Source organism: Achromobacter sp. JUb104 (assembly GCF_024806975.1).
GTDB classification, from domain to species: Bacteria; Pseudomonadota; Gammaproteobacteria; order Burkholderiales; family Burkholderiaceae_B; genus Achromobacter; species Achromobacter spanius.
This window is the reverse complement of sequence record NZ_JANUEY010000001.1, coordinates 2,135,598-2,148,053: the sequence shown is the minus strand read 5'-3', so window position 1 is coordinate 2,148,053 and position 12,456 is coordinate 2,135,598. Positions and strand designations below refer to the sequence as shown.

The following is a 12,456-nucleotide window of genomic DNA, read 5'->3' as shown; positions in this document are numbered from 1 at the left end:
ATTCGGAGCTGCACCATGCGTCTGAGCACCACGATGATGTATTCGAATGGCCTGAGCGGCATTCTGAATCAAGAGTCGGACATGAACCGCTTGGTTGAGCAGGTGGGCAGCGGCCGCAAGTTCCTGACGCCCGCGGATGATCCGTTGTCTGCCTCGCTGTCCATCGGCGTGGCGCAGACGAAAAGCATGAACAGCACCTATGGCATGAACCGCGACGCGGCCATGACCAGCCTGGGCCAGGAAAGCAATGTGCTGGATTCGATCACGGTCGCGCTGCAGGACGTGCGCACCCGCGTCATCCAGGCCGGTAACGGCACGTTCGCCGACAGCGATCGCCAAGCCCTGTCGACCGCGCTGAAAAGCGCCCGCGATGCGCTGCTGGGCCTGGCGAACAGCACGGACGGCAACGGCCAGTATCTGTTCTCGGGTTACCAGGGCGGCGTGGTTCCTTATTCGCAGGATGCCAACGGCAAGATCGTGTACAGCGGCGCCACCGGCGAACGCACGATGCAGGTGGACCAGTCGCGCCAGTTGTCCACGAGCGATCTGGGCAACGACATTTTCAACCGCGCCAACCCCGGTTCGCAGGCGTATGTGAGCACCGCCGCCGACGCCAATACCGGTACTGCCCAGTACGGCACCGTGTCGGTGACGCCGGGCAGCGCCAACATCGGCAAGAATTTCCAGGTCCAGTTTGAAGCGGATCCGGCCACGGGCAACATGGGCTACCGCGTTACGACGACGGACCCGAACGCCAACCCGCCGGTGCCGCCCGTGATCGCGCCGGCGCCGCCCGCCGCGCCGACCCCCTACACGGCGGATTCGGCCATCGATTTCGGTGGTGTGTCGGTGGTGATCAAGGGCACGCCCGCCAACGGCGACGTGATCAACGTCGAGACCGTGCAGGCGGCGGACATGGACATGTTCAACACGTTGGACAGCCTGATCAAGGTGCTGGATTCGCCGATTGCCGGCGACGAAGTCGCCCTGGCCAAGCTGAACAATGAACTGGCGACCGCGAACAAGAAGCTGGCAAGCAACTACGACAACGTCCTGACGGTCTCCGCCTCGGTCGGCGCCCGCATGAACGAGCTGGAAGCGCTGGACGCGACCGGCACGACGAAGGGCTTGAACTATGCCAAGACGCTGTCGGATTTGGAAGATTTGGACTATTACGCCGGCGCCAGCCAGCTTGCACTGCGCCAGGTCGCGCTGCAAGCGGCTTCCGCCGCGTTCATGACGATTCAGGGATCCAGCCTGTTCAGCCGCCAATAAGCGGCGGGTTCCCAGGCCGCGTCTCGGCGCGGTGGTTCGCCATACTCGGACGCTGCCGGTCAAGGACCGGGGCGTCCGTGGTTGCGTTCAGGGTAGGTTGTGTCGTTTCACTGCTTAACGCTCGGGTATTTCATGCTTGTCAATTTGAAAGTCCGCACCTGTATCGTTCTGGTGCTCTTGCTCTTCACGGGCGCCATGTTCATTTCGAACGGTGTGGCGTGGTTGGGCCTGAACTCCAGCAACGGAAAGCTGGAACAGGTCAATGACGCCTATTCCAATCAGGCGACCCAGTTGAATCGAGCGTATATCGCGTTTCTGCGCGGCCGGCTGTTGTTGGCGAACTCGCTGATGGATATGCAGCAGGGCAAGACCGAGCAGGCCACCTCCCAGGCCAAGCGTGCCGACACCCTGATGCAGGAAGGCAAGCAGCAGCTTGAGGCGTTCCGCAAGGCGCCGCGCATGGCGGGTTCCGAAGCCGTGATCGAAAAACTGGAAGCCGCGTTCAGGCAGTTTGACGACGTCTACAGGCGCCAGGCAGCGGCTTTGTCCAACCTGGCCATTCAAGAGTATCTGGACCTGAACGACGCTGGCAGCGCCGCCAACACCGCATTCCGTGAATCGGTGTATGGCGTGTTGCAATTCGTGGATACGCGCACCAACGAGCTGGTGGTGCAGGCCGAGACCGATCATCGCATTTCGCGCACCGTGACGATTGCCATGCTGGCGATTACGTTGTTGCTGGCGCTGGGTTGCTGGATTTTCATCAACCGTACCGTGCTGCGTCCGCTGCACCAGGCGGGCGACCACTTCGACAAGATCTCGGGTGGTGACTTCACCGGCCGTATCGACGTGCGCAGCACCAATGAGATCGGCCAGTTGTTCGCGGCCATCAAGCGCATGCAGGAAAGCCTGACCCGCACGGTCGCAACCGTGCGTCGTGGCGTGGACGAGATCAATGTAGGCGCGCGCGAGATTTCCGCGGGCAACACCGACTTGTCCAGCCGCACGGAACAACAGGCGGCTTCCCTTGAGGAAACCGCGGCGTCGATGGAAGAGCTGGCCTCTACCGTGAAGCAGAATGCCGACAACGCACGCCAGGCCAACCAGTTGGCGGCCAGCGCGTCGGACGTGGCCGAGCGCGGTGGTTCGGCGGTGTCGGAAGTGGTCAGCACGATGCAGGGCATTTCGGCCAGCTCGCGCAAGATCTCCGAGATTGTTTCCGTCATCGACGGCATCGCTTTCCAGACCAACATCCTGGCGCTGAACGCGGCGGTGGAAGCCGCGCGTGCAGGCGAGCAGGGCAAGGGCTTTGCGGTGGTGGCGGGCGAAGTGCGCTCGCTGGCGCAACGCAGCGCGCAAGCCGCCAAGGAAATCAAGGGCTTGATCGAAGACTCGGTCACGAAGGTTGGCGCGGGTTCGCAACAGGTGGAACGCGCGGGCGCCACGATGCAGGAAATCGTGGCATCGGTGAAGCGCGTGACGGACATCATGGGCGAGATTTCGGCGGCGTCCGAAGAGCAGTCCAGCGGTATTGACCAGGTCAACCGCGCGGTGTCGCAGATGGACGAAGTGACGCAGCAGAACGCGGCGCTGGTGGAAGAAGCGGCCGCCGCGGCGGGCTCCTTGCAAGAACAGGCCCAGCGTCTGGCGCAGGCCGTGGCAGTGTTCAAGATCAACGCGGGCGAAGTGATTGAAGTGCCGGCGCAGCATTTGGCCAGCCAGCAAGCCGCGCCACGCGTGTCGCCGCCGCAAGCCGCGCCGCGCGCGCCGTCGCCGGCCCAGCATTTGCCGCATTCGGCGCAGCCGGCAGGCGCGGCAGCAACGTCCGCCACGGCCGCATCGCAGGCCGAGGCATCGACGCAGGACGCTGACGAAGCGCCCGCAGCACCGAAGCCCGCGCCGCGCAAGACGCAGGTGGCGCGTCCCAAGCCGGCCGCCACGGCGGCCACGGTGGTGCGCCCGCTGCGCCGTCCGGCCACGCGCGCGGACAACGCGGCTACCCGGACCGAGCCCAAGCCGGCCGCTTCAGCATCCAACCGCAGGTCCGCGCCCGCGGACGATGATTGGGAGTCCTTCTGACGAATCCCGCGTCAGTGCATTGAATAGGCAGTCGATTACAAACAGGTCATTCCCCTTTACGGACCGGCGGCCATCGCGCGCCGCCGGGACGACTACCGGAACTATCGGAACATGTTCAGCAATCTGAAGGTGCGTACGGGCTTGATGCTCGCTCAGTTGGCAGTTGCCCTGGCCGCACTGGTTGCAATTGGTTTGGGCTGGAACAGCATGCGTGCCAGCGCCGTGACGATCAACGCGCTCGACTCGCTGAGCGTGCAGCAAAGCAACCTGATCAAGGATGCTTACACGCAGATGCTGCGCGCCACGGTGCGGGCCGACATCGCCGCCGCGCAGCGCGCGGCCGGTGACGCCACTGGCGCGGCCGACAACTCGCGCACGGTGCAGCAACTGATCGGCGACGCCAAGAAGAAGATGGACGCCTTCAAGGCCGTTCCGAAGTTGACGGAGATGGGCAAGGCCTCCGAAGCCCAACTGATTTCGTCGTTCAACGGCTTCTCCGATGCGCTGCAGTCGATGATGGGCGCGCTGGACAAGGGCGATGCCGCCACCTACCTGAGCTTGAAGAACACCAAGGCGGGCGCCGCCAGCGGTGCGTTCTTCAAGGAACTGACGGCCTTCGCCGACAACATCAGCGCGTATAGCGAGCATCAGGTGCAAGCGTCGCGCGCCGAGTCGACGATGATGACCTACGTGTACCTGGGCTTGGCCGCGTTGATCCTGGCCGTGTCCCTGGGCGCCTTCCTGTTCATGAACCGCGTCGTGCTGCGCCCCTTGCGCGCCGTCAGCGACAGCTTCGACAAGATCGCGGGCGGTGATCTGACCGTGCGCGTGGAAGCCACGGCCAATAACGAAATCGGCCACTTGATGGCTGCCGTGAAGCGCATGCAGGAAAGCCTGACGCGCACGGTGGCGGCGGTGCGCCGTGGCGTGGACGAGATCAACGTGGGTTCGCGCGAAATCTCCGCCGGCAACACGGACCTGTCCAGCCGCACGGAACAACAGGCGGCTTCCCTTGAGGAAACCGCCGCGTCGATGGAAGAGCTGGCGTCCACGGTGAAGCAGAACGCCGACAACGCACGCCAGGCCAACCAGTTGGCGGCCAGTGCGTCGGACGTGGCCGAGCGCGGTGGTTCGGCGGTGTCGGAAGTGGTCAACACCATGCACGACATTTCGGCCAGCTCGCGCAAGATTTCGGAAATCGTTTCCGTCATCGACGGCATCGCCTTCCAGACCAACATCCTGGCGTTGAACGCCGCCGTGGAAGCGGCGCGCGCGGGTGAGCAGGGCAAGGGCTTTGCGGTGGTGGCGGGCGAAGTGCGCTCGCTGGCGCAGCGCAGCGCGCAAGCCGCCAAGGAAATCAAGGGCCTGATCGAAGACTCGGTCAGCAAGGTCGGCGCCGGTTCGCAGCAAGTGGAACGCGCGGGCGCAACGATGCAGGAAATCGTGGCGTCGGTGAAGCGCGTGACGGACATCATGGGCGAGATCTCGGCGGCGTCCGATGAGCAGTCCAGCGGTATCGATCAAGTCAACCGCGCCGTGTCGCAGATGGACGAAGTGACGCAGCAGAACGCGGCGCTGGTGGAAGAAGCGGCGGCCGCGGCCGGTTCGCTGCAAGAGCAGGCGGAACGCCTGGTGCAAGCCGTGGCGGTGTTCAAGATCAACGCGGGCGAAGTGATTGAAGTGCCGGCACGCCAGTTGGCGCAGCAAGCCCCGCCGCCGCGCGCGCCTCGAGTTGCCGCGCCGGCTCCGGCCAAGGCCCCGGTTGATGCACCCGCCGAAGCGCCTGCGCGCTCGGCGCCCGCTGTGCGTCTGACCCACGCCGCGCGTGCCAAGCCGGCTGCCGCCGCCGAGGGCGCGACCGCCGCGCGTCCGTTGCGCCGTCCGGCTCCGCGTCCGGCAGCGCCTGCGGGCGAGGCCAAACCGGCGCCGGCGGCAAGCCGCCGACAAGCACCGTCCGACGACGATTGGGAATCTTTTTGATGCCGGCACTGCTGGCGCACAGGTAGGGTATGCGAGGCTATAGACATCTTCTGGCGGCTGCCGCCATCGCGTTGCTGCTTGGCGGCTGCGCGGCCACGGGCCATAACTTCGACCCGGGCAAACTGAGCACGCTGACCCCTGGCCAGACGACGCTGGAAGAAGCCTCGCGGGCGCTGACCGCGCCGCCCGACAAGATTTACCGACAGTCCGACGGCACGCAGTTGGCCCTCTGGTCGCACAAGATCACGTTTATCACCGACGGGCTCTACAGCCGCAAGGAAGCGCTGCTGCAGTTCGGCCCGGACGGCCGCCTGATGCGGCTGGTTGATAGCACCAATATTCTGCTGGAACCTTGGGAACGCCAGAAATTGCTGGGTCCCGCGCCCATGCCTGACGCGCGTCAGGATTGGCCGCCACCCGTGGCGGAACCCGAGGTGCAAACTATCTACATACCCGGTCCGGGAGAGCCGGCCGGGTTGGCTCCGCAGGGTAAGCAGTAGGCCTTGGTAGTCCAGCAGAGAACATTGCGGCGCGCGCCGCAATGTACGTCGCCTTGAATGTACCCGCCGTGTAACAGGGCGTGTCCGCAAGGTGGTTTTTCATTTGGTCAGAGCAGTTCCTGAGGGATGGGGAAAAATATGGAAGCGAGTCTCGAATCCGGCGCAAAGGCCGGCAAAGGCAGGAAAAAGGCCGCGCGCGCGCCCAAGGTAAAACGCAAGCTGCGGCTGCGTGACGCCCGCGTCGGTACGATGCTGCTGTGGGTGATGGCGTTCTTCGCGATTCTGATCGCGGCGGTGGGCGGCCTGGCCGCATTTTTCTTGCAGCACAATTACGAGTCCATCCGCGAAGTGAACGCGCTGACCGAGCGCGCCAAGCAAGTCGAAATGATCAATAGCGACATGCTGCGCGCCCGCGTGAGCCTGATGGTGGCCGCGCGCCACTTGCAGGAATCCGGTTGGGGCAGCGGCGAGAATTCGGCCCGCGACGCGGCGGCCGCCTTGAAGGCCGCCACCGATCTGCTGACGGGCGTGCGCAGCCGCTTCTCGGACTTTCAGAAGAACATGCTTCAGGACGACACCGGCCGCCAACTGTCCATGAACCTGGTGCGCCGCTATCGCTCCTACATCGACGACGGTGTGGACACGATGGTGGAAGCCCTGCGCAGCGAAGACTATTCGACGTTCTACATGGTGAACAACGAATACGGCACGCCGCGTAGCGCCGCCTTCATCGAGGCGATCAGCGACTTCAGCAAGTACATCGGCGACCAGCAGCAAGCGACTATCGATCAGGCTGAAGCGAACTTCAACCGCGCCATGGTGGCCGTGGCCGTTGCGGTGGGCGTGGCATTGCTGCTGATGATTTTCTGCCGCATCTTGTTCGGCCGCCTGGTCGTGCGCCCGCTGGTGGAAGCCGGCCAGCACTTCGACAAGATCGCCGCCGGCGACCTGACGAGCCGCGTGGAAGTGAAGTCGCACAACGAAATCGGCCAGTTGATGGCTGCCGTGAAGCGCATGCAGGAAAGCCTGTCGCGTACGGTGACGACGGTGCGCCGTGGCGTGGACGAGATCACCGTGGGTTCGCGTGAAATCGCGGCCGGCAACACGGACCTGTCCAGCCGTACCGAAGAGCAGGCGGCTTCCCTTGAGGAAACCGCGGCGTCCATGGAAGAGCTGGCCTCTACCGTGAAGCAGAACGCCGACAACGCGCGTCAGGCCAACCAGTTGGCGGCCAGCGCGTCGGACGTGGCCGAGCGCGGTGGTTCGGCGGTGTCGGAAGTGGTCAGCACGATGCAGGGCATTTCGGCCAGCTCGCGCAAGATCTCCGAGATTGTTTCGGTTATTGACGGCATTGCGTTCCAGACCAACATCTTGGCGCTGAACGCCGCTGTGGAAGCGGCGCGCGCGGGTGAGCAGGGCAAGGGCTTTGCGGTGGTGGCGGGCGAAGTGCGCTCGCTGGCGCAGCGTAGCGCGCAAGCCGCCAAGGAAATCAAGGGCCTGATCGAAGACTCGGTCACGAAGGTGGGCGCGGGTTCGCAGCAGGTGGAACGCGCGGGCGCGACGATGCAGGAAATCGTGGCATCGGTGAAGCGCGTGACGGATATCATGGGCGAGATTTCGGCGGCGTCCGAAGAGCAGTCCAGCGGTATCGACCAGGTCAACCGTGCCGTGTCGCAGATGGACGAAGTGACGCAGCAGAACGCCGCCTTGGTGGAAGAAGCCGCCGCCGCGGCCGGTTCGTTGCAGGATCAAGCACATCGCCTGGCCGAAGCCGTGGCGGTGTTCAAGATCAACGCCGGCGAAGTGATCGAAGTGCCTGCCCACCAACTGAGCGGCTACGCGTCCCCGACGCTGACGCAAGGTTGATACGTGAGTAGACCGCCGGGGGAAACCCCGGCGGAACGCGACGGTGCAATGCCGTTGTCGTTGATGTGACGCCGGCACATATTCCATGCCCGTGCGGTATTGGATGTGATGACGGCGCGTATTCCTTGCCCGTGCGGTATTGGATGTGATGACGGCACGTATTCCATGCCTGTGCCGTATTGGATGTGACGCCGGCACATATTCCATGCCCGTGCCGTATCGGATGTGATGACGGCTCGTAGGATGGGTGGAGCGCGTCCGGGCGTCGACTAGAACAAGGCTGCCGAACGCGCGTAACCCATCGGACGGCGCCCCAATTCTTATCCGGATCCGCCACAACGCAACGTTCGTCTGATGGGTTGCGCGCGATCGGCGCTTGTTTTCGCGGGGCGGACGGTGCGCGCTTCACCCATCCTACGGCCGCCACCGACCACCACCGGCCGCCACCGACCGCCACCGACCACCACCGGCCACACCGGCCACACCGGCCACACCGGCCACACCGGCCACACCGGCCACACGGGCCACCACCGGCCACCGACCACGACATCGTGCGAATCGCGTCAAGCACCGACTAATACGCACGTTAAGTTTTCATTAAAAATACCGTTAATAACAATAACGCCTGGAAGAGGGCGGTGAACAGTGTTTGATGGTTGGGTTGCGCGTGAGGGCGCGCCGGCCAGACAAACCGGGCGGGGTCAGGTCGATGCGGGGCGCTACGCCCTGGTTTGCTCGCTGCTATTCATTCGCTGCTCTATTGATGTCACTGGAGACTAGCTGTGCGCGTGAACCTACCCATCACTGATGTGGAAACCAAGCTGCGCGAAGATCAATACCTGATCTCGCGAACCGACACCAAGGGCCGCATCGTTTACGCGAACCCGGCGTTCGTTGACGTCAGCGGCTTTACCCGCGAAGAACTCATCGGCAAGCCGCACAACATCGTGCGCCATCCCGACATGCCGCCCGAGGCCTACGAAGATCTGTGGGAAACCTTGGAAGCCGGCGAATCGTGGCTGGGCCTGGTCAAGAACCGCCGCAAGGACGGTGGCTATTACTGGGTGCTGGCCAACGCCACGCCCATCGTCGAAAACGACGAAGTCGTCGCGTATTCCTCGGTGCGGGTGCGGCCATCCGAAGAACAGATCGAGATGGCCGAAGAGCTCTATGCACGCATGCGCGAAGGCTCTGCGCGCGGCATCCGCATCAAGCGCGGTCGACCGGTGCGAGCCGGGTGGCGACGTGGCCTGGACGTGGTGGCGTTTCCGTTCAAGCGCAGCGTGCGCAGCCGGATGTTCCGCCACGCCCTGGTGTCCGCCGGTATCGTCGCGGGCGCGGGCGCCTATGGCCTGCACGCCAATTGGGACAGCCTCGGCACCTGGGGCGCCAGCCTGGGATGCGGCGCCATCGCGCTGGGCGTGATAGCCATCTTCGGCATGGGTTGGAGCTTGTCGCGTTCCCTGCTGGACCCGATGTCGGACGCCGCCAACATGGCGCGCCAGGTTGCCGCCGGCAACCTCACCACGCAAATCATCGCGGATTCGGATGACGAAGTGGGCAGCCTGAAGTTCTCGCTGGAAGTCATGCGCAAGAGCCTCATCGGCATCGCGCAGGACGTCTATCGCGGTATCGAGGGCACGACCCATGCGGCCGTGCACATCGCGCGCGGCAATCAGGAACTGGCCGGCCGCACGGAAGGGCAGGCATCGTCCTTGCAACAAACCGCCGCCAGCATGGAGCAACTGACGTCCACCGTGCGCCAGAACGCCGACAACGCACGCCAGGCCAACCAGTTGGCCGCCAGCAGCATGGACGTGGCGCGGCGCGGTGGTGTGGCCGTGGGCCAGGTGGTCGACACCATGCACGGCATCTCGGCCAGCTCACGCAAGATCGCGGACATTGTCAGCATCATCGAAGGCATCGCGTTCCAGACCAACATCCTGGCCCTTAACGCCGCGGTGGAAGCGGCCCGCGCCGGCGAAACCGGCAAGGGCTTCGCCGTGGTGGCGGGCGAAGTGCGCAGCCTGGCGCAGAAAAGCGCGCAGGCAGCCAAAGAGATCAAGGGCTTGATCGAGGATTCCGTGGACCGCGTGTCGGAAGGCTCGGCGCAGGCCGAGCAAGCGGGCGCAACGATGGAAGAAATCGTGGCGGCCGTGCATCGGGTCACCGACATCATCGGTGAAATTTCACAAGCGTCCCAAGAGCAGTCCAGCGGAATCGAGCAAGTGGATACGGCGGTGTCGCAGATGGACGTGATGACCGTGCAGAATACGGCGCTGGTGCAGGAGCTGGGCGGCGCGGTGATGCAGTTGGGCACCCAGTCGGGCGCGCTGCGTGAGACGATCCGCGTCTTCCGGCTGACCGGTCAGCCCTGAGTAATTTCGTAAGCGTCCGGTAGACGCGAAACCCCAGGCTGGTCAAACGGGCCCCTCCCATTCGATATTTCGGGGAGGGGCTTTTTCCATTGGCCATTGTCCATTGGACCCGGCACTTTCCCGCTACCGCCCCGCCAGCGCATCCACCACCCGGCTCATCGCTTCCAGGCCAGACTCAAACAAGTTTTCCAGGAACGGCCCTGAGTGGGGCAGCACCACGGTCAGCACGATCACGCCGATGATCAGCGTGACGGGAAAGCCTACCGAGAACACGGACAGTTGCTGCGCGGCGCGGTTCAGGATGCCCATGGCCAGGTTGATGGTCAGCAGCGCGCAGATCAGCGGCAGCGCCAGCAGCAGGCCCGAGACGAACACGGTCTTGCCCCATTCCACCACCACGCCCCAGCCGTTCTGATGCAGTTGGATCGTGGCCACGGGCAAGGTGTCGAAGGATCGCACCAGCGCGGCCAGCACCAGCAGGTGGCCGTCCAGCGCCAGGAACGTCAGCATCGCCACCATGTTGAACAGGCGCGACAGCACGGCGGTATTGGCGCCGGCGCTGGGGTCGAAGAACGAGGCGAACGACAAGCCCATTTGCAGGCCGACGAATTCGCCGGCCGTCTGCACGGCGGCGAAAACAATGCGCATCGTGAAGCCCATGGCGATGCCGATCAGCACCTGCTGCATCACCATCCACAGGCCCGCGTAAGAGCCCGGCGACACGGGCGGCATGGGGTCCAGCGCGGGGCTGACCGCCACGGCCAGCATGAACGACAGGCCCACCTTGACCTTCACGGGCACGGCGGATTCCGAGAACAGCGGGGCGGTGCCGATCAGCGCCAGGATACGCACGAAAGGCCAGAGAAACTGGCCGATCCAGCCGTTTAGCTGTTCGAGCGTGAAGGCGATCATGGGGAAACGTCCGGGGCCGGGCGGCGCGGGCCGCTCAGGACACCAGCATGGGGATCTGGCCGATCAGTTGCCGGATGTAGTCGACCATGACGCCGATGAGCCAGGGGCCCAGCAGCACCAGCACGCCGCACATGGCCAGCAGCTTCGGAATGAACGACAGCGTCATTTCGTTGATCTGCGTGGCGGCCTGGAAGATGCTGATGACCAGGCCCACCACCAGCACCACCAGCAGCAGCGGGCCGGCCATTGCCAGGACGATCTTCATCGCCTGGTAGGCCATGGTCATGACGGTTTCAGCGGTCATGGCGATTGCTCCGGCGTTATTGGTAGAAGCTCTGGGCCAGGGAGCCCATCAGCAGGTTCCAGCCGTCGGCCAGCACGAACAGCATCAGCTTGAACGGCAGCGCCACGGTGACGGGCGGCACCATCATCATGCCCAGCGCCATCAGCACGCTGGCCACGACCAGGTCGATGATGAGGAATGGAATGAAGATGGTGAAGCCGATCTGGAACGCCGTTTTCAATTCGCTGGTGATGAAGGCAGGCACCAGGATGCGCAAGGGCACTTGCGACGGGTCTTCCAGCGCGGGCTGCTTGGCCAGGTTGGCGAACAGCGACAGATCGTTCTCGCGCGTCTGGTGCAGCATGAACGTGCGCAGCGGGCCGGCCGCGCGTTCCACCGCGGTCTCGAACTGGATGGACCCTTCGGACAAGGGCTTGTAGGCGTCGGCGTAGATCTTGTCGAACACCGGCGACATCGTATAGAAGGTCAGGAACAGCGACAGCCCGATCAGCACGTGGTTGGGCGGCGACATCGCGGTGCCCATGGCGCTGCGCAACAAGCCCAGCACGATGATGATGCGCGTGAAACCCGTCATCATCAGCAGCGCGGCCGGCAGGAACGACAGCGACGTCATCAGCAGCATCGTCTGCATGCTGAGCGAATACGTCTCCGAGCCGTTGGGGCCCGGGGTGGCGGTCAGGGCGGGCAGGGTGGCCTGGGCGACGACTCCGGCCGGAAAGAAGGCCAGGCCCAGCACCGCGGCGGCCGCCAGCATGGGCAGGGCGCGCGGACGGGCGGGCAGGAGTGTCGTGCGAGAGAGAAAGCTCATGGGTGTCGCAAAGATGCGCGTGTCGCGCTAGCGGCGCTTGAGCGCCTGGCCCAGCTTGGCCGCGAAGGCCGCGGCGGGCAAGGGCGAACCCTCCGGCATCTGGCCGGCGGGCAGGGTGTGCAGGGTAGTGAGCTGGTTCGGGCCGACGCCCACCACCAGCCAGGTATTGTCGATTTCTACGACGACGATGCTTTGGCGCGCGCCGACGGGCAAGCTGGCAACCTGCTTGAGCAGGTTGCCGCCGCCGCGCTGGGTCAGGCCGGCCCGCCGCGCCAGCCAGGCCGAAGCCAGGATGGCGGCCACCACCAGCACCAGGCCGATGACGACGCGCAGCAAGGCGGATTCTGTCATGGC

General features: G+C 64.6%; 10 protein-coding genes. 6 read left to right on the top strand and 4 right to left on the bottom strand.

All coding sequences use genetic code 11. The annotated features are described in order from the left end of the window. The first annotated feature begins 15 nt into the window (after nucleotides 1-15). From flgL to M2361_RS09685, 6 genes are all read left to right on the top strand, one after another. On the top strand, nucleotides 16-1,275 hold the full coding sequence (gene flgL, locus M2361_RS09710; RefSeq protein WP_259248489.1) for a flagellar hook-associated protein FlgL: 1,260 nt from the start codon (nucleotides 16-18) through the stop codon (nucleotides 1,273-1,275). Nucleotides 1,276-1,407: 132 nt separating this feature from the next. Then, nucleotides 1,408-3,354, top strand: a complete 1,947-nt coding sequence (locus tag M2361_RS09705) for a methyl-accepting chemotaxis protein (protein ID WP_259248488.1) — start codon at nucleotides 1,408-1,410, stop codon at nucleotides 3,352-3,354. A gap of 111 nt (nucleotides 3,355-3,465) precedes the next feature. Continuing rightward, nucleotides 3,466-5,334, top strand: a complete 1,869-nt coding sequence (locus M2361_RS09700; RefSeq protein WP_259248486.1) for a methyl-accepting chemotaxis protein — start codon at nucleotides 3,466-3,468, stop codon at nucleotides 5,332-5,334. Nucleotides 5,335-5,363: 29 nt separating this feature from the next. Further along, nucleotides 5,364-5,834, top strand: a complete 471-nt coding sequence (locus M2361_RS09695) for a hypothetical protein (RefSeq protein ID WP_259248484.1) — start codon at nucleotides 5,364-5,366, stop codon at nucleotides 5,832-5,834. A 138-nt stretch (nucleotides 5,835-5,972) separates the two neighbouring features. Beyond that, complete coding sequence (locus M2361_RS09690; RefSeq protein ID WP_259248483.1) at nucleotides 5,973-7,700, top strand: methyl-accepting chemotaxis protein; 1,728 nt, start codon at nucleotides 5,973-5,975, stop codon at nucleotides 7,698-7,700. Between the two features lie 782 nt (nucleotides 7,701-8,482). After that, on the top strand, nucleotides 8,483-10,078 hold the full coding sequence (locus tag M2361_RS09685; protein WP_259248481.1) for a PAS domain-containing methyl-accepting chemotaxis protein: 1,596 nt from the start codon (nucleotides 8,483-8,485) through the stop codon (nucleotides 10,076-10,078). A 123-nt stretch (nucleotides 10,079-10,201) separates the two neighbouring features. Here M2361_RS09685 and fliR read toward each other — a convergent pair whose 3' ends face one another. The 4 genes from fliR to fliO are packed head-to-tail and all read right to left on the bottom strand — an operon-like array spanning nucleotide 10,202 to nucleotide 12,453. Next, nucleotides 10,202-10,990, bottom strand: coding sequence for a flagellar biosynthetic protein FliR (gene fliR, locus M2361_RS09680; protein ID WP_259248480.1), 789 nt, complete (start codon nucleotides 10,988-10,990; stop codon nucleotides 10,202-10,204). A gap of 34 nt (nucleotides 10,991-11,024) precedes the next feature. Continuing rightward, the gene (fliQ, locus tag M2361_RS09675; protein WP_006219058.1) at nucleotides 11,025-11,294 is read right to left on the bottom strand and encodes a flagellar biosynthesis protein FliQ; all 270 of its coding nucleotides are present in this window, start codon (nucleotides 11,292-11,294) and stop codon (nucleotides 11,025-11,027) included. Nucleotides 11,295-11,310: 16 nt separating this feature from the next. Then, on the bottom strand, nucleotides 11,311-12,102 hold the full coding sequence (gene fliP / locus M2361_RS09670; protein WP_259248476.1) for a flagellar type III secretion system pore protein FliP: 792 nt from the start codon (nucleotides 12,100-12,102) through the stop codon (nucleotides 11,311-11,313). A gap of 27 nt (nucleotides 12,103-12,129) precedes the next feature. Beyond that, on the bottom strand, nucleotides 12,130-12,453 hold the full coding sequence (gene fliO, locus M2361_RS09665) for a flagellar biosynthetic protein FliO (protein WP_100855450.1): 324 nt from the start codon (nucleotides 12,451-12,453) through the stop codon (nucleotides 12,130-12,132). Nucleotides 12,454-12,456 lie beyond the last annotated feature (3 nt).